Below are 19866 nucleotides of genomic sequence, written 5' to 3'. Positions count from 1 at the left end.
CCTGGCCATCATGCCCGGCAGCCGAATCTGGCCTCAGTCAGTCGAGTAGCTCGGGGAAACTGTCTCGCAAGGCCGATGTGAGCGCGTCCAGGTCGACGGCGTCGAAGTCTGGGGCAGGAATTTCCCTGGGCCAAGGACGACGCGGCGCGAAACGCCCGGTTCGCACCAGAGCGGTCCTCATGCCGAGACGCTCCGCTCCAGCGATGTCCGTATCCGGCCGGTCGCCGATCATGATGCACTCGCCCGCCGAGCAGCCAAGCAGCTCAAGGGCCATCTCGTAGAGCAAGGGCTCGGGCTTGCCGATGATGGTCGGCGTCACGCCCGTGGCCGTCGCAAAGGGCGCGATGAGCGCGCCGCCGCCAGGAAGCACGATCCGCCTTCCGTTGCGGACTGCATCCACACTGTGATCGGGATTGGTCCCGATGAGGCGCGCACCTCGGTCGAGGATGAGGTTGATGCCCAGGGTCAGCTGCTCGAAGTCGAGCCCAGGCCCCTCGCCCACGATCACGAAATCCGCCTGCTCGGCATCCGGCCGACCGACGGCGCGCAAGGCGGCATCCAGGCCTCCCGCCCCGACGGCGAAATAGCGGAATCCGGGGTGAACGCGCGCAAGCCAGCGCGCGGTGGCAAGCGCGGACGTCAGGATCAAGCTGGGGTCTGGCCGGGGAAGCCCCATGGGTCCGAAAGACTCGGCAACCTCGTTTGGGGTCCGAATTGGGTTGTTGGTCAGGTAGGCGTGCGGCACATCCGCCAGCGACTCAAGGAGATCCGCCGCGCCCGGAAGCGGCTGGTGTCCGTGAAAGAGAACGCCGTCCATATCGAGCAGGACGGCGCGCGGATCGGGTCTCTTCATCTCCTGCACATGGACCCAACTCCTCTCGGGCGAGGCCTAGCCTAGGTCGGCGGTCAGTGAATCGCGGACGTCCGGCCTGGCCTCGACCTGGTAGCTGTAATCCGGATGGTCGGAGCCTACCCTGAGCGAGGCCCCTTCCTTCATGGCCGCGACCATGGACGGGGTGAGCTCGAAGCGCATGAAATGGACCGACGACGTCTTGGTCTCATCTTCCCGCTCCAGGTCTTCGTCCGCAATGGCGAAGACCTTGTCGAAGCCCGACACCTGTACCCAGACCATAGCCTCGATGCCACGCAGCCGCATCAAGGCCTCGCGCCGCTCGTCCGGGCTCTCGTACTCGATCATGAAGGTCGCCTTCCAGTTCGAGCCGTCCGGGATCAGCGGATTGTAGGCATTCAGCTCGTCCTCGATGCCCTCGGGCTCGAAGATGCGCTCGACCCGCAGCATCTCTTGAATCTGATACTGGATCGTCAACTGGTCCTCGAAATAGAGGGTGGTGTGCGCACCGATCGGCACCTGGCGGGTTTTCTTGTGCGCCATGACCTTGGCGCGGAAGTCGCCGCGTGCTTGCGCGTATTGCTCGAGGCTGAAGAGGTCGTTGCGTGTCAGCTGCATGCCTATCTCCGAATCTTGAGGCCGGCGAACATCAGACTGCACCGGCGATTAGATGCCATAAGCCAAGCGCAGCAGCGTGATTGGATGCTGCTGCTCCCCGTCCTGCCCCAGCGCGTGGGCAATGTGGGCACCCGCCATCGGGCAGTCGCTGCCGAAGTGGTCCGCCGCGGCCTTCTCGACCCGGCTGGCGACGGGCTTGACAATCTTCATCGAGGAGGCATGGAACTCCTTCTTCACCGCATAGGTCCCGTCGTGACCTGAGCAGCGCTCGATCACCTCCACCTTGGTGTCCGGAACCAGCGCGAGGACGTCGCGCGTCTTCGGCCCGATGTTCTGCACGCGCTGATGACAGGAAGCCTGGTAAACCACGGTCCCAAGCGGTTGCTTGAAGTCCATGTTCATCCTGCCACCTTTGTGGCGCAGCATCAGGTATTCAAAGGGATCGTAAATGTGGTCTTTGACCAGGAGGACGTCGGCATCGCCCGGAAACATCAAGGGCAGCTCCTGCTTGAACATCAGCACGCAGGAGGGGATGGTCGCGACGATGTCCCAGCCCTGCTCGATCAAGCCCTTGAGCACCGGGATGTTGGCCTCCTTGGCCTGACGCACCGCATCGAGGTCGCCGAGCTCGAGCTTGGGCATGCCGCAGCACTGCTCCTTCTCGGCCAGTGTCACGGGAATGCCGTTGTGCTCGAAGACGCGGATCAGGTCTTGATTGACGCCAGGCTCGTTGTAGTTGCCGTAGCAGGTCGCGAAGAGCGCGACCTTGCCGGTCGTGGGACCGGCCGGCTCTCCAGTTGCCTCGCGACCGATCCGCCCCTTCTCCGCCTTGCGCAGCGCCGGGCTGGTATAAGGCGGGACGCGCGCGTCCTTATGGACCTCCAGCACGGACTCCAGCGCCTTGCGCCCCAGCGAGCTGGCATTGAGGGCGTTGACGATGCCGTTGATCACCGGGATGCCAGCAAGGCTGCCGACCTGGTCGGTGCTGGTCAGGATGCGGTCGCGGAGCTTGACGTCTCCCTGCTTGAGCTTGACCGCCTTGGCGCGAAGCATCAGATGCGGAAAGTCCAGGTTCCACTCGTGCGGCGGCACATAGGGACACTTGGTCATGTAGCAGAGGTCGCAGAGATAGCAGTGATCGACCACCTTCCAGTAGTCGTCCTTCGCAACCCCATCGACCTCCATGCTCTCGGACTCGTCGACCAGGTCGAACAAGGTAGGAAAGGACTGGCACAGGCTGACGCAGCGCCGGCAGCCGTGGCAGATGTCGAAGACGCGCTCGAGCTCCGCGAAGAGCGCGCCGCTATCATAGAAGTCGGGATTCTGCCAGTCGATCGGATGCCGGGTGGGCGCTTCGAGACTTCCCTCCCGAAGAGTTGGCGACGCCATGATTGTCCTCCCGCTATTTAGGATTATGGTTGCGAGCCTCGCCGGTCAGAGGTGTCCCGCCGCTCGATCGGCGCGCGGCGCTCTGGGCCGATCGAATCCTTGTGATCCGCGAAACTTAAGACCAAGCGCCCAAGGAATCCAATCGCCGCTTCAAATTGAGGTCATCGAGCCGACCCATCGCCGCCGGACCCGTCGCCGTCACAAGAGCTTGTCGATCGCCTTGACGACCTTGCCACTCTGCGGCTTGGTGATGCTGGTGTAATAGTCGACCAGGTTGCCCTCGCGATCGATCAGGTACTTATAGAAGTTCCACTTCGGGTAGGGGGCGCCGGCGGCGGCAAGACGGTCGAAGAGAGGCGCCGCCTTACCCTTCTTGACGCTAACCTTTTCGAACATCGGGAACTCGACCGAGTAGGTCAGGCGGCAGAAGGACTTGATCTCCTCCTCGGAGCCCGGCTCCTGGTTGGCGAAGTCGTTGGAGGGGAAGCCGAGGACGACCAGCCCCTTGTCCTGATAGTCGCGGTAGAGCTTCTCCAGCCCCTCGTACTGCGGCGTAAAACCGCACTTGCTCGCCGTGTTCACGAGCAAGATGACCTTGCCCTGATAGGCCTCGCACAGGTTCACCACCTCGTCGCTCGCCAGCCGACGCACGTCCAGATCGAGCAATGACGCGCAGCGCTTCGGCTCGGCGATCGCGTTCGTACTCATCGCCGCCAATCCGAGCAATAGCCAGGGGTATCTCATGTTGAAATCCTCGTTTCGAGAAAAGACCACGACGCCGACTAGGTAGAGCGGGCGAAACGGGATTGCAATGCCGGTTGAAGGACCGATCATCCAGGAACAACGCCACCGGCGCGTCTCCACCCGCCCGATCTCCGGCGGATTCGACCGGCCACAACCTGGGGCCGCAGATCGAAGGGGATGCAGGCCAGGCAGAGCGCCCAAGACTCAGCGTCTAGGTAGCAGTCGATCACCACAGAGAGCAGGACAGGATATGAACGATTGGGTCAAAGCGAAGGTCGTGGGTAAGCATCAGTGGACGGAGGGGCTCTACAGTCTGCAGTTCGACGCGCCGATCGCGGACTTCGTTGCAGGTCAGTACATCAAGGTTGGTCTGGATATCGATGGCGAGCGCGTCGGGCGCCCCTATTCGCTAGTCAACCCGCCTCAACAACGCCCGCTGGAGATCTTCTTCAACGAGGTACCCCAGGGCCCGCTCACGCCGCCGCTCTCAGTGCTCGAGCCCGGTGACCAGGTGTGGCTCACCGGCACCGCGAGTGGGATTTTCACGCTGGAGACGGTTCAACCGGCCGACACGCTCTGGATGCTCGCCACCGGCACCGGCCTAGGGGTGTATCTCTCCATTCTGCGCACACCGGATCCCTGGGAGCGCTTCAAGCGGGTCATCCTCGTCCATGGCGTCCGCATGAGCAGCGACCTCGCCTATGCGGAGACCTTGAACGAGATCGCCACTCAGTACGGCGATCGCTTCACCTACCTGCCAGCGGTAAGTCGCGAAACGCAGTCCGGAACCTTGCAAGGGCGCATCACTGACCTGCTCAATGACGGCCAGCTCGAGGCCCGTGCCGGTGCCGCCATCGCTCCGGAGACGAGTCACGTCATGCTCTGCGGCAACTCGGCGATGATCAAGGACGCCAAGGCGATCCTAGAGGGTCGGGGACTCGTGCGTCATCGCCGGCAAGCCCCCGGGCACTACACCACCGAGGGCTATCACTGACCTGGGCCTCGCCCGCGGACGGCGCCGCAAGGCGGGCGCCGACGGGGGCGGCCCAACGCGAGAGGTAGACCGATGAACGCCGACGTCATCATCGTTGGGGCCGGACTCTCCGGGCTGGCCTGTGCCTTGACCCTGCGCGATGGCGGGCTGGAGCCGCTGATCGTCGAGGCCTCGGACGGCGTCGGCGGACGCGTGCGCACGGACCATCGCGAGGGATTCCTGCTAGATCGTGGCTTTCAGGTCCTGCAAACCTGGTATCCGCAGGCCCGAGAGATGCTGGACTACAGCCGGCTCGATCTGCGGGCCTTTTACCCAGGCGCGCTGATTCGCACCCAAGGCCGCTTTCAGCGGGTGAGTGACGTCTGGCGCAAACCGGCACGGCTGCCCGAAATGCTGCTCTCACCGGTCGGCACCCTGACCGACAAGCTGCGGCTCCTCGCCCTGCGGCGACATTGCCTGAAGGGGGACTTGGAAAGGCTGTATCGCCGTCCCGAGTCGACCGCCATCGAGCATCTGCGCGCACTCGGCTTCTCGACACCCATGATCGAGCGTTTCTTCAAGCCCTTCTTCAGCGGCGTCTTCTTCGAGCCCGAGCTGAACGTCTCCTCGCGCAGCTTCGAATTCGTCTTCCGCGCCTTCGCCCTCGGCGACACCGCGCTACCGGCACGCGGCATGGGCGAGATCCCAGCGCAGCTCGCGGCACGTCTTCCGAATCACGTCGTTCGACTCGGCGCCAAGGTCGATCGCATCGAGCGCACAGACGTGCATCTCGAATCCGGCGAGCGGCTCAAGGCGCGGGCCGTCGTCATCGCCACGGAAGCGAAAGAGACGGCCCGCCTCCTCCATCGACCCTTTTCCGAGCCACCCGGCCGCGGCACCACCTGCTTCTACTTCGGTGCCCATCACGCACCCATCCAAGGCAGCTACCTCGTCCTCAACGGCGAAGGGCGTGGCCGCATCAACAGCATGCTCTTCCCGAGCAACCTCTCCGAGTACTATGCACCGCCCGGCCGCAGCCTCATCACCGTCAACGTCCACGGCACCGAAGAGAATCCGGACGCGCTCGAAACACGCATCCGCTCCGAGCTCTATCCCTGGGTGGGCGAGCAGGTCCGTGACTGGCGGCGCGTCGCCGTCTATCGCCTCCCCAACGCCCTACCCGCCCAACAGCCGCCCGTACCCTACCCAGGGTCGCAAGAGCTACGCCGGTCGGAGTGGCTCTGGAGCTGCGGCGAATACCAAGCAGCACCCTCCATCCAGTGGGCGCTTCACTCGGGCCGACGGGCGGGGCGCGAGGTTGCCGCTGCACTCAAGGGCACATCCATGAGCCAGCTCGCCAACACCAGGCATCCGACGCACTAGGGCGATTTCTGTCAATTCCCATACCATCTGGCTTGTCTTGACGCCCGCCTTCTGTGTCGCCCCGCCAGTCACATAGCCCAGCCATGCTCCTGGCGGCGCTCCTTGAAGGCGGACCTCAATCCGGCGCCGCCTGGTATAAGAATTTCCGGCAATCGCCTAATCGCCGACAACGCGCCGCCGGGCGGCCATCCTCTTTCGCTTCTCGACAAAGGCCTGGGCCGAGGGCGTTGCGCTCAACAGGTCGAGCGATTCTTCTTGACCCTCCGCATCCGGCGTCATGGCGACATCTCTGTAGGCACTGGGATTCGGATCTGCCAGCACCTTCGCGAGAATGCTGCGGTAGCGCCTGTGCATCCGATAGGCTCCCGCATACTTCGCGAGGAATTCCCAAGCCAGCTTCGGATAGAAGCGCCAAGCGCTCTCTACGGGAAATCCGGAACGCCGATCGCGCCGTCGCTTGATGCGGATCAGCCCGCCTTCCAGCGGATGCATGCGCTCGTAGACGATGGGCGCATGGAAGGCGAAGAGCTTGGCGAGCATCTGCTTCGGGTCATAGCCCCAGGCACGCGCGCGCCGCAGCACGGTCTCGACGTGGGCATCCGAGTAGTAGAGATCCCAAACCTCGCGATAGATCGCCTCCCACTCGGCCTTGGTCATGAGCGGATGGGCCGTGGTGACGTGCTGGGTATCGTAGTTGTTCATGTCGGGGTCGAGCGGCACGCCCTCCTCGACCAGACGCTGATGATCCTTGGAGCCGGGCAGCGGCGTCAGAATGAAGAACTCCATGATGTCGATCGGCAGCTCGCGCTGGATGATGCCGATGTCCCGCCGAATGGTCTCGGGCGTATCGCCTGGAAAGCCGATGATGTAGCCGGCGTAGGTCAGCACGCCGGCGCGGTGCCAGGCCTGCAGCATGCTGCGGTAGTCGGTGATCTTGTTCTGCCCCTTCTGCGCACCCTTGAGCGCATCCGGGTTGATGTTCTCCATGCCGATGAAGACGCGGTCGACGCCGGCGCGCCCGGCCTTCTCGATGAAGCCGGGGATACGATGCGATTGGGTGTCCGCCTGAATCACCAGCCGGACCGGCAGACCGGCCGCCTTGAGCGCGATGATCCGGTCGAAGATCGCCTCCCAGTTCTGATTGCGCGCGAAGTTGTCGTCCGTGATGAAGAAGTTGCTGATACCGTCCTCGGCACTCGCGCGGATCAGGCGCTCGACGTCATCCGCCGAGCGATGGCGGGACTTGCGGCCCTGGACGTTGATGATGGTGCAGAAGCTGCAGAGATAGGGACAGCCGCGACCGGCGTCGAAGCTGGCCCGTTTTCCCATCGTGAGACGGATACGGTCAGGAGGCAGATAGGGCGGCGGCGTCCCGCGCATGTCGGGCAAATCGCCGAGATAGTCGTAGACTGGCTTCAAGCTCCCGCTCGCCGCGTCTTGAAGCAAGGTCTCGAGCCGTCCCTCCAGCTCGCCGGCGAAGAGACTGATGCCGAGCCCAAGGGCCTCCTCTAGCTCAGGCGGACGCTGCTTGAGCATGGACAGGCAGCCACTCACGTGGAAACCGCCGATCACGACGCTGATGCCCGCCGCGCGAAACCGCTTCGCGAGGTCCATCGCACGCGGATACTGGTTGGTCTGGACGCCGACCATGCCCACCAGGGCATCGCCGCCAGCGGCATGGATCCCGTGCGCGATCCGCTCGACGTCGATGCGCGTATTGGTCTCGTCGAGCACCTGGATGCGGATCTCGACGTCGCGGCCGAGCACGGATCGCTGTGCGCAATCCAGCGCGTTGCCGTAGACGGCCGCCAGGCTGTTGGAGGGCAGCGAAGAGCGCCACCACTGAATCACGTAGCCGTCGTCGTCATAGTGCGACGGCTTGATCAGAACGAGATGAAAAGGATGCGGATCTGTCGTGGACTGTTTGTTGGGCACCTGTGCTTGGCTCCGAATACCGAGCGCCGACACCGTGCCGGCAAGAACGACGGCTCAAGGACGCTGCGGATACGGCTCCTTGCCCCGCAGCGGCACGAGCACCGCTTCTGCGGGCTAGATTACGCAATTCGGCACTAACGCGCCCCGTCACTTGCCCCGAACACAGAGCCTCGACGGCAGTAGGCAGGGCTCTGGCGTCACCTCCTCAGGATCGGGGCACGCTCACTCCAGGGGCCAAAGCCAAGCCGCCCCGCGTACCCCTGAGGCATCGCCATGGCGTGCCGGTAAGAGCCTGGTGACCACAGCGTCCGAGAAGATGTGCGGCAGCCAAAGCCTGGGGACTTCCTGGTAGAGCCGGCCGAGCTTGGAAAGCCCGCCACCAAGCACGATGACATCTGGGTCGACCAGATTGATGACCACGGCCAGGGCGCGCGCCAGCCGCCGTTCGTAGCGCTGGAGGCTGTCCAGACAAGCGGGATCGCCTGCGGCGCCAGCGGCGGCGATATCCACCGCCGCGAGCGCGCCGCCTTGGCGGCGGGCGTGGTCCAGCGCCAGGCCCGGCCCGGACAGATAGGTCTCGACACAGCCAGCCCGCCCGCAATAGCAAGCCGGCAAGGGGTAATCCTCGGCGTCCGGCTGCGGCAGCGGCGAGTGGCCCCACTCGCCGGCGATCGCGTTCGCGCCGGTGAGCAACGCCTTGTTCACGACCAGCCCGCCGCCAACACCTGTCCCCAGGATCGCCGCGAAGACCACAGCGGCAGCGGCGCCCGCGCCGTCCGTGGCCTCGGACACGGCGAGACAGTTGGCGTCATTGGCGAGACGAATCTCACGATCCAGCCGGGTCTCCAGATCCTCCTTGAGCGGCCGTGCGTTGAGCCAGGTGGAATTGGCATTCCGGACCACGCCCGTGCGAGGAGAGACCGAGCCCGGAATGCCAACCCCAAGCTGCGCCTGGACCCCGAGGTCACGCTCGGCCGCCTCCACGAGATCGGCGATGGCCGCAACCGTGCCCGCGTAATCGCCCTGGGGCGTTGGCACACGCCTGCGCCACAGCTCGCGCCCATCCGGCCCCAGGGCAAGCAGCTCGATCTTGGTCCCACCCAGGTCGACACCCATACGTACCATGGCTCAGCTCCCCGCAGGGTCCTCCAGCGCAGGCGCCGGTCGCGCCGATGGATGCGCCCATGCTCGAGCCCAGCGCACCTCCAGCGGCAGGTCTCGCTCGGTCATGCAGACGCTCGGAAGCGCAGCGGCAGCGCCATGCTGGGGAGATGCGAAGACCAGATCGGCCCACTGCTGCCAATCCGATCTCGACGCGAGCGGCCTATTCGGGCAGGCGCGGCGCAGGGGCTTTGTCGCTCCCGCTTTGCGGCGTGACGACGATGGTGCCACCTGGACCCGATCCGGGGTAGCCGCCCCAAGGAGCAGCGCCATCGCCATAGGGACTCTCCAGTGGCACCCGCTGGCTCGGGTCCGCAAGCGGGCTCCGACGCGGTCTTCTCGGTAGGAGCCCGCTTGCGGGCGATGCCTCCGGGACCGGAGTGTCGCGTCTGCGCTCGTGATACCCGTCGGGTCGATCCCTCGCCGACGGGACTCGCGCAGGGCGACAACCTTCTCAGCCCGGGCCGTCCCGCTCCGGGTCGCTGCTCCACCTCGAGTAGCGCCGTCGACGCACTCGGGCTGCGCACGACCCTACGACGAATGACTCTACGGCGTGTGTGACTGCGCTCTGCATATTGCCTTCACGACGAAGGACTAACGCCCTTCGCCATTCCGGCAATACGCCCGCGCACACGCCTACCCGGGACTACCGGCCTCGCGCTTTGCGCTTCCCTGGCCGGCAGCGGACGCGGGATCGATGAGCCATCAGGGGCGCCAGGCTCTCATCCCCCAGGCGCTTGCGGAGCATCCTGGGCTTCCCGAGCGCCATGGGTTGTTGGTACGGCAGTTTTGAGAAATCGCCTTAGCGTCATGAGGGGGAGCCAACACCTATCGAGCCGCCGCCCAGCGTCCTTGGACCCCGGACCACAAGACTGGTGATCGGGCGACCGATTCGCGCGAGATGCCAGACTGGATGCGGAGCAGAGTCAGGGTTGGTCCCCCTTGCCCACGCGGCGCAATGGACGGGCGACATACTGCCACGACGCGACAGCCAGTGCCGCAAGGCCAATCAGTCGCATCATCCAAGCCGCTTCGTGATAGCCGGCATCATCGAACAAGAGCGTCAAGGCCAATGCGGCCGCGATGAGCACGAAGCTGAGATGAAGGGCGACATTGGCCGCGGGTCCGGGCCAGCGCGCGCTCAGCCATCCACCGAGCCAAGCCGCAAGGGACCCGCCCATGAGGCCGAAGGCGACATCCACCGGCCAGTGCACACCAACGGCGACCCGGCTCAGCCCCACCAGGATGGCAAGCAGCAGCCAGAGGACGCGCAGCTCGATCCAACGCGAATGGTAGATGAGGACGCCGAAGAAGACGGCGGCGGTGACGCTGTGGCCCGAGGGGAAGCTGTGGCGCTCATGCCCCGGACCCAGCAGATGAAAGCTCTCGGCCGGCAGCACCGCCGGCGGACGCATGGCGTCGAAGAGCTCCTTGAAGCCGCGGCTGTAGGCGATGGCGATCAGCGCCGCGACGATCAGCGTCCAGAAGACCCTGGGATAGCTCAGCGAGAAGAAGAGCGTCAGCGCGAAGGCCGTGCGCTCGTCGCCCAGGACCGTCAGACACTGCCAGACCCAGCTCGGATAGGTCGCGGCAATGTCGTTTAGGCGGATGAAGCCGGCATGGTAGCCGCAGGCCAGATAGAGGCTCAGCCCGACGATCAGGCACACCAGCGCCAAGCCCGGCAGCCAAAGGTCACCGCCACGCGGCTGCAGCGGCGTCCGTGCGAGACCCGCCTCCAGCTGAGCCCGCCAAGCGTCTCGCCAATCGACGGCTTTCAGCTCTGAAATCACGCCTTGCCTCCTAGATCGATCCAATCGCGTGGGACTATTCCGGGCGCCGGGCGCGCAAGAGCGCGACGGCCCCGCGCTGATAGATGAGCTCCAGCTCCAATCTGGGGTCGTCCGCGACCAGCTTCTGGAGCTTGTCGGTGCGCAGGAAGACCAGCTCGCCGTCCTTCGGGATTCGATTCGGTGTGATGGCGTCGCGATAGACACTGAAGCTCGGCATGGAGGTGCGGTAGACGACGGTCGGCAAGCCCATGGCTTTCGCCTTGAGCGCGGCCTCCTTCACCGGCGTCTGCATGGTGTCGAAGACACGCGGCACCAGGACACCGAAGACGATGACCGTCTGCAGGATCCCGACGAAGACCAAAGCCTGCCAGACCAGCGTCCTCGACCAGCGCATCAAGACAATGGTCAGCGCCACCCCGGCCAGCGTGGCGAGCACATAGGGGCGGTCGATCACCTTGCGGCCGTACTCGAAGAGCGCAACCTCATGGGGTTTGTCCGCCAGCACGATGGCGACGTCCAGTACCGCCGGCAGCAGGGCCAGGAGCACGAAGAAGAGGATCGGCGGCACAAAGGCCAGCCATCGGCTCCTGAGCGCGTCCCGGTGCTTCGCCATGAGAATGAAGAGGGGCGTCGCGCCATAGAGCAGATAGTGCGGCAGCTTGGTACCTGAGAAGGAAAAGAAGACGAAGACGACCAGAAACCAGAGCCACAGGAAGCGGTCGAGCGGATCCTGCCACGCCGATTTGTAGCCTTTGAAGAGACTCAAGAACCATCCGGTGAAAGGCAGCAGAATGAGCGGCAGGATGACGAAGTAATAGCCGGGGAAGCCGCCGTGGCTATGCTTGACCCCGTCGAAACGGCCGACGTTGTGCTCGAGAAAGAAGCTGCGGAAGAAGCCGCCGCCATCGTCGATGAGGATCGCCAGGTACCAAGGCCCGGCCACGAGCAGAAAGATCAGCCAGCCGCTGCCCGCGAAGGCCGCGCGAAACCAGCGCCCGAAGGTCTTCCAGCTCGCACGCGTGAGGCGCAGCTCGGACAGGAAGAAGAGGAAGCTGACGACGACCGGAAAGAAAACCGCGACCGGCCCCTTGGTCAGGAAGCCCAGCCCCATCCACAGGTAGGCGCGCCAGATGTACTTGCGGTTGCGCCCTGGATCCGGCTCCAGGTAGTAGCGATAGATCTCGAAGAAGGTCAGCGCGATGAAGAGATTGAGCAAGGCGTCCGCGACCGCGGCCTTGGCGATGATGGACACCTGAAGACACAGCGCCATCACCAGACCGGCGACCGTTGCCGTGGGCGCATCGACCCGAGCGCGCACGAAGAGCCAGAGCGCCAGCACCCAGAGCGTGGCGGCGATGGCCGATGGCAGCCTGAGCGCGAATTCGCTGAAGCCGAGCCATTGGACCGACGCCGCCTGCGCCCAGTAGATGAGCACCGGCTTGTCGTAGCGCGGCTCGCCGTCCTTGTGCGGCGTGATGAAGTTGCCGCTGGCGAGCATCTCCCGAGTCGCCTCGGTGAAGGCACCCTCGTCCAGGTCGTAGAGGGGCACGGCGCCCAGCTCCCAGAAGAAGCTCAGCGCGAGCACCAGCGCCAGCAAGAGCGGCGAGGTCATGATGCTCCGCACGGCCTCCTGACGCCGGCCAGGCAGGGTCGATGTGTCAGTCGTCATCGGCAAGTCTTCCAGCCGGCCGTCTCCGGATCGGACGCCCAGCGAATGCGGTGATGGGTGCGCTCACCCGTGGCATAGAAGGTCCGTGTCAGCAGCTCGGCCAGCACACCGGTCGTGAGGAACTGCAGCGAGGCCACCAGGAACAGAATGGCGACGAAGAGCAGCGGCCGATTGCCGATATCCTCTCCCAGCCCGAATTTCACCACCATCAAATGGGCCATCATCAGCCCGCCGAGCAGGCCGAAGAGGATCCCGATCGAGCCGAAAAAGTGGCCTGGTCGCGATCCGAAGCGGAGAAAGAAGAAGGCCGCCAGCAAGTCGAGCAGCACGCGAAAGGTCCGCGAGATCCCATACTTGGAGCGCCCGAACTGCCGCGCCTGGTGGGCGACCTGGGTCTCGCCGATGCGCTCAGGGGCGGTCACGCCCGCCACCCACACAGGGATGAATCGATGCATCTCGCCGAGCAGCCTCACCTCCTGGATCACCTCGGCGCGATAGACCTTGAGGCTGCAGCCATAGTCGTGCAGGCGCACCCCGGTGACCTTGCCGATGATGGCGTTGGCGATCCGCGAGGGGATCTTGCGCATCACGAGGTCGTCCTGCCGCTTGTGCCGCCAGCCTTGCAGGAGGTCGAGATCGCGCGCCAACAGCTCGTCGACCATGCGCGGGATGTCCGCCGGGTCGTTCTGCAGATCGCCGTCCAGGGTCGCGATCAGCTCACCCCGCGCCGCGTCGAAGCCGGCCTGCATGGCGGCTGTCTGACCGAAGTTGCGCCGCAGCTGGAGGACGCGCACATGCGGACCGGCCTCCTTCGCGATCTCCCTCAGGCGAGTCCCCGTCCCATCGCGACTGCCGTCATCGACGCAGATCAGCTCCCAGTCACCTGGATAGGCCGCGAGCCCCTCGTGGACGCGCTCGACCATGGGCCCCAGGCTCTCGATCTCCTCGTACATGGGGATGACGACGGAGAGAGCGGGCCGTCTCGACGGATTCTGATCGGCAGCGGCGGATAAGGACATCTTCGGGGGTGAATCCTGCGCTCAGAGCAAAGTCGCTCCAGCCGCGGCAAGCTATACGCCAGCGCTGGAAAATTCAACCTGAGCAGGATTCCGCGCGCAGGGACACACCACGAAGGACTGCCCTGCTCCGATGGGCATCGCGACGCTTTGCGTCGCGAAGCATCACCAGTCGGTGACCACATCGATCAGGCCCGGCAGCCCCTCGTAGTTGCGCGCACTGGAGTAACGCCAGTGGACGGGGCTATCGACATAGCCTCGACTGACCGGAGTGTTGTGGATGTAGGTCAGCTTCTGCAGCGCCATCTTCCGGCCTTCGACCATCTCTGGGTGTGAGCCTTCCTGCCAGAGCTGGTAATCGCGGTCGACTTTGTGCCGAGCCTTGTGGAATGCCAGGAGGTCCAGCATGGGCGACCGTCGTACAGCCAGTCGGTCGATGATCTGGCGGGCGGTGAAGGACTTGAAGCTCGCAACGGCCTTGCCGAGCTCAGGAGAGCGGGCGAGCAGGTGGCAGTGATTCTCGAGGATGACATAGCCTTAGAGGCGGAGACGTGAATGGTCCTGCAGGTACTGGAGAGAATCGAGAAAGATCTGGGCGTGGGCTGGCTGGGCGAAGACGGGGAGCCACTGGACGACGGTACAGGTGAGGAAATGCGGCGCAGTGGGGTCGAGGATGCGGCAGCGGTCTCTTGCCATTCAGCGGCTCCTTGCTTCGGCTGACGCGACGCTGGAGCCTCGCTTGACTGCTCCCACGCGGAGCGTGGGAGCTAGAGGAACGCAGAGCGTGGGAGCTAGAGGGCATCATGCTCCATCGCCTCGCGGAGGAAGCGGAAGAGCTTGCGCGGGGCGTCCGGCTTGCCGCGCTCGCTATCCTTCTTAGCCTTGCGGACCAGGGCGCGGAGCTGTTGGCGATCGACGCTGGGGCAATCGTCGACGAATTCGGTGACGGCGGCATCGCCTTCGGCGATCAAGCGCTCGCGCCAGCGCTCCAGGGCATGATGGCGGGCGGTCTCCTCACGCTCGCGGACATCCGCCTCGTCGACCAAAACGCGCACGGCGTGCATCTCCTCGCGCTCCAAGAGATTGGCGATGCGCTTCCAGTGGCGCTTGCGGGCGCGCAGGTCCTTGATGCGCGGCGTCTCGTCGATAGCGGCCCAGGTCGCCTCGCTGAGATTCAGACGCTCCAGCTCGTGCCTGGGCATGCCGGCCATGCGCTCGGCGAGGGCTTGCAGGGCGTGCTTGTCCCGCTTGATCTGGCTCTTGCTGGGCCCCTCGGGCAGGTCTTCCAGCGTCTCGTCGAGGTCGTCTTCGTACTCTGTCATGGCATCGGTCCGATCGCGGTCAAGTGAGCGCCTCCAGGTGGTCCAGCATGAGCTGCGGCGCGCGGACGCCACGATACTCGTTCACGTCCAAGCGGTAGGCGAGACGGATCTTGCCGCACGCCCTCGACAAGTGCTCGCCCAGGTTGAAGCCGATGGCATCGATCTGCAGCCCGGGCTCCGGCGAGACCCTGAGCTTGAGGTGACGCTCCCCGACCAAGCGGGCGCTCAGCACCTCGAAGCTGCCGTCGAAGCATGGCTCGGGGAAGCCCTTGCCCCAGGGGCCGGCCAGACGCAGCAGCTCCGCGGTCTCCAGGCTCATGAGACGCGGGGGCAGCGCGCCGTCCGAGAGGATCTCGGGCTGCGGAGGCACGTCGCCGAGCTGCGCGCGCACCGCCTCGACGAAGGCATCGCGAAAGGGATCCAGGCAGGCGCTCCTCAAGGTCAGGCCGGCGGCCATGGCATGTCCGCCGAAGCGCTCGACGAGACCAGGGTGCGTGCGGTCGACCAGGTCGATGGCATCGCGCATGTGCAGTCCGTCGATAGAGCGGGCCGAGCCCCGCAGCCGGCCGTCACCGGCATCGGCGAAGGCGATCACCGGACGGTGATAGCGCTCGCGGATCCGCGCGGCGACGATTCCCGAGACACCCTGGTGCCAATCCTCGCCGAAGAGACAGAGGGCCGGCGGCAAGGCTTCGCCGTCCAGGCTGAGGGTCTCCAGCAGAAGCTCGGCCTCGTCCTTCATGCCGTCCTCGATCTCGCGACGCCGCCGATTCAGCTCATGGAGCTGCCGCGCCATCTCGGCGGCGCGGGCGGGATCCTCGGTGATCAGACAGTCGACACCCAGTGACATTTCCTCGAGCCGCCCGGCCGCGTTCAGGCGGGGCGCGGCGAAGAACCCGAGATCCGTCGCCGTGACCCGACTGGGGTCGCGTCCCGCCACCTCGAGCAGCGCCTTCACCCCGGCGCAGCAGCGACCAGCACGGATCCGGCGCAGCCCCTGCTCGACCAGGATGCGGTTGTTGCGATCCAGGGTAACGACATCGGCGACCGTCCCCAGCGCCACCAGGTCCAGCAGCTCGGCGAGATTGGGCTCGCGCCGGTCGGCCCCGAGCCAACCTGTCTCGCGGAGGCGGGTGCGCAGGGCGACCAAGAGGTAGAAGACCACGCCGACGCCGGCCAGGTGCTTGCTGGGAAAGGCGCAGCCGCCCTGGTTGGGATTGACGATGGCAGCCGCATCCGGGATGCGCTCTCCGGGGAGATGATGGTCCGTGACCAGCACCGGAATGCCAAGCGCATTGGCGCGCTCGACGCCGGACAGGCTGGAGATCCCATTGTCGACCGTCATGATGAGGTCTGGCGCCAGCTCGGCGGCCGCCTCCACAACCGCCGGGCTCAGACCATAACCATTGTCGAAGCGGCTCGGCACCAAGAAGGACACCCTGGCCGCCCCCAAGGCCCGCAAGCCACGCACGGCCACGGCGCTGCCGGTCGCGCCGTCCGCGTCATAGTCGCCGACGACGACGATGTGTCCGCCGCCGCGAAGCCGCTCGGCAAGCAGGTCAACCGCGGCGTCCAGCCCCCGCAGCTGGGACACGGGCGCAAGATCCGCGAGACCGGGCGCGGCCTGCGTGGGGTCCATCAGTCCGCGATTGGCATAGATGGCTGTCAGCAGGTCGTCGGGCGAGCAGGCCTGGCGACAGGCGTCGTCCGGGGCACGGCGGCGGATGCGGATAGGGGTCACTGCGTGGCTTTGAGGTCGCTGAGCTGAAGGGATACGCCGAGATCACGGGCGTGCAGCGCCCATTGAGCATTCGGCGGCAGTCTATCTCGCATCGCCAGCGCGGACTAGGTCGAGCAGTGGACACGCCGTCGCCGCCCGGACCGGCGGCGCGGCAACCGCGCGCGACATGGGCCCGAGACGCCATGGCCTGGTTGGCAAGCGGCATGGGCGCTTCGAGATCGCTGAGGACGAAAGGGTCGGCCTGCCCCGCCACGCGGATGGAGCGCGGCCGCAATGACCGAAGGTCGCGATCGAGCGGGCGATGGGGGTGCCGGTCGATGCGCTCCTTCAGGTCGTGGATGACGCCGTCCAGATCCTTCAGTCTAGAAAGAGCTGCCAGCCACCAGCAGCCAGCTGAAAGCTTTGTTTTGGTGCTGCTTTCAGGTCTTCTCCGAGGGCGTCGATCATCAGGCCGCCCAGTCGGTTGACCGGGCGCCGCGCATCCTTGAAGCAAAGCGACGTGGGAGCGGCGCCTCGCCGCGATCACGCGACCGTCGCGGCGGGGCGCCGCTCCCACCGGTCGTGCGCTTGGACAAAACGATGATCAAGGCCTCTCCGAGTCACCCAAGGGGTGAGCGGCTGGCCGGCCACAAAGTCCGGCAACTGTATGATTTTCCTCCGCTGGCGGCTGGAAGCTGACTGCTCCAATTAGGTTCGGCGTCGACGCTGCCAGTGTTGCGAATGTCCACGCGAGGCCGACAGCTGTTGACCTGGCGGTCGACATTCACGGAGGCGCCTGAGCCACAAGCTGGCCCAGGAATTCGATTTGACCCACCCGCAATAAGCACATTCTAATAGTGGGCTTGGTCTTTCGGTGCCCAGTCGCGCGCTTTGCGTCACTGGGGTAAACGGGAAGTCCGGTGCCCGACCGCTTGGGTCGGAAGGCCGGCGCTGCCCCCGCAACGGTAGACGAGTCAAAGCGCGACAAGATGCCACTGTGATCCGTCATGGGAAGGCGTCGCGCTGGGGTCATCACCCCGCTCGTGAGCCCGGATACCGGCCGTGAGACCCGAGGCCCTTCGCCGATCACGAAGCAACAGGCTGACGTCTTCCCGACGTGCGGCCTTGCGGGTGCTCTGGCGGAGCGGCCTCCGAACCGGGGTCGCGAGGGGCGATTTCCCGCGACGCCACTGGAGCCCCGTGCTTCCATCCTCGTGCTCGCCTGCCTCCCTCGACGCCACCTCTTGAGCAGACCCGTGCGGGTGCGCGCGGCTCACAGTTGGAGCACCTTGATGAAACATTCCCTGATGCTGGCGGCCTGCTCGCTGTCGCTGGCAAGCGTGGCCTTTGCCGAAGAGCCCGTCACGTCCCTCGAGCCCGTGGTGGTCACCGCCACGCGAACACCGCAAGCCGATTCATTGGCATCCGTCACCGTCATCGATCGCGCCGAGATCGAGCGCAGACAGGCGCGCTCCGTCCCCGATCTGCTTCAAGGACTTGCTGGAATCACGGTCTCGCGCAGCGGCGGCGCCGGCCAGGGCGCGTCCGTCTTTCTGCGCGGGACCAATTCGGACCACGTGCTGGTGCTGGTCGACGGCGTCAAGATCGGCTCGTCGACGGCCGGACAGACGCCCTTCGAGAATCTGCCGATCGACCAGATCGACCGCATCGAGATCGTCCGCGGCCCGCGCTCCAGCCTCTACGGCTCTGAGGCGATCGGCGGCGTCATTCAGATCTTCACCAGGCGCGGTGGTGGCGCCCTGACGCCGCGCGTCAGCGTCAGCGCTGGCAGCCGCGGCGCCGCGGATGTTGCGGCAAGCCTCGGCGGTGGGGGCGAGCAAGCCTGGTGGAGTGCGGGCGCCAACCTGACGAGCACGGACGGCATCAATGCCTGCGACGGGCGCGCCTCCCCCTTCGCCGGGTGCGGCGTCGAGCAGCCGGACCGCGACGGCTACCGCAATACGAGCCTCAGCCTGCGCGGCGGCTACGCCTTCAGCGATGCGGCCAAGCTGGATGTCTACCTGCTGCGCTCGGAGAACCGCACCGAGTTCGATGGCTCCGAGTACGCCGGCAACCTCTCCCGCGCCGAGCAGCAGGTGCTGGGCACCACGGCGGTCCTGCAACCGCTCGAGCCCTGGACCCTGAGGCTCACCGCCGGGCGTAGCTGGGACAAGTACCGCGCCTATTTCGAGGATCCGGACACTGGGGCGGACGAGACCTTCGTCGACAGCTTCGACACCGAGCGCGACACCTTCTCGCTGCAGAACGACCTGACCATCGGGACGGCGCACCTGGTCACGCTCGGGCTCGACTATCAGGAAGACCGTGTCGGCGGCAGCGTCGACTACAGCGAGGATTCACGCGACAACCTCGGCGTCTTCGGGCAGTATCAGGGCTATCTCGGCGCGACGGACCTGGAGCTCAGCCTGCGCCACGACGACAACCAGCAATTCGACGGCCATACCACGGGAAGCGCCGCCATCGGCTATCGCATCGGCCCTGACACGCGCGTCTCGCTTTCATACGGCACGGCCTTCAAGGCACCCACGTTCAACGACCTCTACTACCCCAGCTACGGCAGCCCAGATCTGGACCCGGAGCAATCCGAGAGCCTCGAGCTCGGCTTGACCGGCATCCTGCCACTCGGAGCGAGCGCGAGCGGCAGCTGGGACGTCCGCCTCTACGAGACCCGCATCGACGACCTCATCGCCTATGACGCGGCCGCGAGCGCGGTCGCCAACGTCCAAGAGGCGCGCATCCGTGGGCTGGAGGTATCGAGCACGGTGCGCTACGCCGACTGGAGCACCCAGGCCAACCTGACCCTCTTGGATCCGGAGAACCGCTCCGAGGGGCCGAGCCAAGGCAATCTCTTGCCGCGCCGTCCTCAGCAGAGCTTCCGGCTCGACATCGATCGCCAGCTCGCGCGCTGGGCCGCCGGGGCATCCCTCTACGTCGCCGGACGCAGCTTCGACGACCTCGCCAACGACGACCGTCTCGACGGCTATGCCTTGGTCGATCTGCGCGCGGAGTACGCGCTCACCCAGGCACTCAAGATCCAGGCGCGGGTCGAAAACCTGCTCGACGAAGACGATGAGACCGCCTACCTGTACAACAGGCCCGGCAGGTCCTTCTATCTGACCCTGAGCTACCAGCCGGCGAGCGCCAATTGACCTGACTCCCCGCATCGCCTTGGCATCGGCTTGCTCCGGCCAAGCAGGACCGGAGCCACCACAGACAGAGACCACGACGCAGCATGACCACACCATTGAGACAGACCCCTGCCCTCGCGGCCCCCA

At 65.6% G+C, this 19866-nt stretch carries 17 protein-coding genes and 1 riboswitch; of the genes, 3 read left to right on the top strand and 14 right to left on the bottom strand.

The genetic code is table 11. The annotated features are described in order from the left end of the window. Window positions 1–37: 37 nt before the first annotated feature. The 4 genes from G3446_RS14755 to G3446_RS14740 form a co-directional block, all read right to left on the bottom strand. Window positions 38–853: an HAD-IIA family hydrolase gene (locus tag G3446_RS14755; RefSeq protein WP_164453594.1), complete on the bottom strand. Its 816-nt coding sequence runs from the start codon at window positions 851–853 to the stop codon at window positions 38–40. 36 nt (window positions 854–889) lie between these two features. Next, window positions 890–1468, bottom strand: a complete 579-nt coding sequence (locus G3446_RS14750; protein WP_164453593.1) for a DUF3501 family protein — start codon at window positions 1466–1468, stop codon at window positions 890–892. Window positions 1469–1516: 48 nt separating this feature from the next. After that, window positions 1517–2857: a heterodisulfide reductase-related iron-sulfur binding cluster gene (locus tag G3446_RS14745; RefSeq protein WP_164453592.1), complete on the bottom strand. Its 1341-nt coding sequence runs from the start codon at window positions 2855–2857 to the stop codon at window positions 1517–1519. A gap of 198 nt (window positions 2858–3055) precedes the next feature. Beyond that, complete coding sequence (locus tag G3446_RS14740; RefSeq protein WP_245232517.1) at window positions 3056–3565, bottom strand: glutathione peroxidase; 510 nt, start codon at window positions 3563–3565, stop codon at window positions 3056–3058. A gap of 286 nt (window positions 3566–3851) precedes the next feature. Here G3446_RS14740 and G3446_RS14735 point away from each other — a divergent pair, with 286 nt between their 5' ends. Further along, a complete protein-coding gene (locus tag G3446_RS14735) occupies window positions 3852–4595 on the top strand; it encodes a ferredoxin--NADP reductase (protein WP_164453590.1) in 744 nt (247 codons plus the stop codon). Window positions 4596–4667: 72 nt separating this feature from the next. Then, the gene (locus G3446_RS14730) at window positions 4668–5957 is read left to right on the top strand and encodes a protoporphyrinogen/coproporphyrinogen oxidase (protein WP_164453589.1); all 1290 of its coding nucleotides are present in this window, start codon (window positions 4668–4670) and stop codon (window positions 5955–5957) included. A gap of 156 nt (window positions 5958–6113) precedes the next feature. Here the strand turns inward: G3446_RS14730 and G3446_RS14725 are convergent, their stop codons facing one another. The 10 genes from G3446_RS14725 to G3446_RS28975 all read right to left on the bottom strand — a co-directional run bounded on the left by G3446_RS14725 (window position 6114) and on the right by G3446_RS28975 (window position 17117). Continuing rightward, the gene (locus G3446_RS14725; protein ID WP_164453588.1) at window positions 6114–7892 is read right to left on the bottom strand and encodes a radical SAM protein; all 1779 of its coding nucleotides are present in this window, start codon (window positions 7890–7892) and stop codon (window positions 6114–6116) included. Window positions 7893–8114: 222 nt separating this feature from the next. Beyond that, entirely contained in the window at window positions 8115–9017 is a 903-nt protein-coding gene (locus G3446_RS14720) for an ROK family protein (protein WP_164453587.1), read from the bottom strand. 962 nt (window positions 9018–9979) lie between these two features. After that, window positions 9980–10843, bottom strand: a complete 864-nt coding sequence (locus G3446_RS14715) for a phosphatase PAP2 family protein (RefSeq protein ID WP_342450120.1) — start codon at window positions 10841–10843, stop codon at window positions 9980–9982. Between the two features lie 34 nt (window positions 10844–10877). Further along, the gene (locus G3446_RS14710; protein ID WP_164453586.1) at window positions 10878–12512 is read right to left on the bottom strand and encodes an ArnT family glycosyltransferase; all 1635 of its coding nucleotides are present in this window, start codon (window positions 12510–12512) and stop codon (window positions 10878–10880) included. Further along, window positions 12509–13531, bottom strand: a complete 1023-nt coding sequence (locus tag G3446_RS14705; protein WP_164453585.1) for a glycosyltransferase family 2 protein — start codon at window positions 13529–13531, stop codon at window positions 12509–12511. Before G3446_RS14705 ends, G3446_RS14710 begins: the two co-directional genes overlap by 4 nt. A gap of 162 nt (window positions 13532–13693) precedes the next feature. Continuing rightward, a complete protein-coding gene (locus G3446_RS28095) occupies window positions 13694–13936 on the bottom strand; it encodes a hypothetical protein (protein ID WP_245232516.1) in 243 nt (80 codons plus the stop codon). A gap of 129 nt (window positions 13937–14065) precedes the next feature. Continuing rightward, window positions 14066–14224, bottom strand: coding sequence for a hypothetical protein (locus G3446_RS28090; protein ID WP_245232515.1), 159 nt, complete (start codon window positions 14222–14224; stop codon window positions 14066–14068). A 95-nt stretch (window positions 14225–14319) separates the two neighbouring features. Further along, complete coding sequence (yjgA, locus tag G3446_RS14695) at window positions 14320–14850, bottom strand: ribosome biogenesis factor YjgA (RefSeq protein WP_164453584.1); 531 nt, start codon at window positions 14848–14850, stop codon at window positions 14320–14322. Window positions 14851–14869: 19 nt separating this feature from the next. Next, window positions 14870–16522, bottom strand: coding sequence for a single-stranded-DNA-specific exonuclease RecJ (gene recJ / locus G3446_RS14690; RefSeq protein ID WP_209262435.1), 1653 nt, complete (start codon window positions 16520–16522; stop codon window positions 14870–14872). Next, a complete protein-coding gene (locus G3446_RS28975; protein WP_342450119.1) occupies window positions 16410–17117 on the bottom strand; it encodes a DUF6858 family protein in 708 nt (235 codons plus the stop codon). Before G3446_RS28975 ends, recJ begins: the two co-directional genes overlap by 113 nt. A gap of 308 nt (window positions 17118–17425) precedes the next feature. Further along, window positions 17426–17649: riboswitch (cobalamin riboswitch) on the top strand. A gap of 213 nt (window positions 17650–17862) precedes the next feature. On the opposite strand from G3446_RS28975, the gene btuB reads away from it, so the two are divergent. Next, entirely contained in the window at window positions 17863–19740 is a 1878-nt protein-coding gene (gene btuB, locus G3446_RS14685; protein WP_209262432.1) for a TonB-dependent vitamin B12 receptor, read from the top strand. The last annotated feature ends 126 nt before the right edge of the window (window positions 19741–19866 follow it).

It is taken from the genome of Thiorhodococcus minor, from assembly GCF_010820565.1.
Taxonomy (GTDB): domain Bacteria; phylum Pseudomonadota; class Gammaproteobacteria; order Chromatiales; family Chromatiaceae; genus Thiorhodococcus; species Thiorhodococcus minor.
This window is presented reverse-complemented; position numbering and strand designations above follow the sequence as displayed.

Excerpts from the sequence above, each read along its gene's own strand:
- G3446_RS14735 (WP_164453590.1), top strand. The coding sequence starts at position 3,852 with ATGAACGATTGGGTCAAAGCGAAGGTCGTGGGTAAGCATCAGTGGACG.
- G3446_RS28090 (WP_245232515.1), bottom strand. The coding sequence starts at position 14,224 with ATGGCAAGAGACCGCTGCCGCATCCTCGACCCCACTGCGCCGCATTTC.
- G3446_RS14745 (WP_164453592.1), bottom strand. The coding sequence starts at position 2,857 with ATGGCGTCGCCAACTCTTCGGGAGGGAAGTCTCGAAGCGCCCACCCGG.
- G3446_RS14710 (WP_164453586.1), bottom strand. The coding sequence starts at position 12,512 with ATGACGACTGACACATCGACCCTGCCTGGCCGGCGTCAGGAGGCCGTG.
- G3446_RS14750 (WP_164453593.1), bottom strand. The coding sequence starts at position 1,468 with ATGCAGCTGACACGCAACGACCTCTTCAGCCTCGAGCAATACGCGCAA.
- G3446_RS14755 (WP_164453594.1), bottom strand. The coding sequence starts at position 853 with ATGAAGAGACCCGATCCGCGCGCCGTCCTGCTCGATATGGACGGCGTT.
- G3446_RS14720 (WP_164453587.1), bottom strand. The coding sequence starts at position 9,017 with ATGGTACGTATGGGTGTCGACCTGGGTGGGACCAAGATCGAGCTGCTT.
- yjgA (WP_164453584.1), bottom strand. The coding sequence starts at position 14,850 with ATGACAGAGTACGAAGACGACCTCGACGAGACGCTGGAAGACCTGCCC.
- G3446_RS14730 (WP_164453589.1), top strand. The coding sequence starts at position 4,668 with ATGAACGCCGACGTCATCATCGTTGGGGCCGGACTCTCCGGGCTGGCC.
- G3446_RS14705 (WP_164453585.1), bottom strand. The coding sequence starts at position 13,531 with ATGTCCTTATCCGCCGCTGCCGATCAGAATCCGTCGAGACGGCCCGCT.
- G3446_RS14740 (WP_245232517.1), bottom strand. The coding sequence starts at position 3,565 with ATGAGTACGAACGCGATCGCCGAGCCGAAGCGCTGCGCGTCATTGCTC.
- G3446_RS28095 (WP_245232516.1), bottom strand. The coding sequence starts at position 13,936 with ATGCTGGACCTCCTGGCATTCCACAAGGCTCGGCACAAAGTCGACCGC.
- btuB (WP_209262432.1), top strand. The coding sequence starts at position 17,863 with ATGAAACATTCCCTGATGCTGGCGGCCTGCTCGCTGTCGCTGGCAAGC.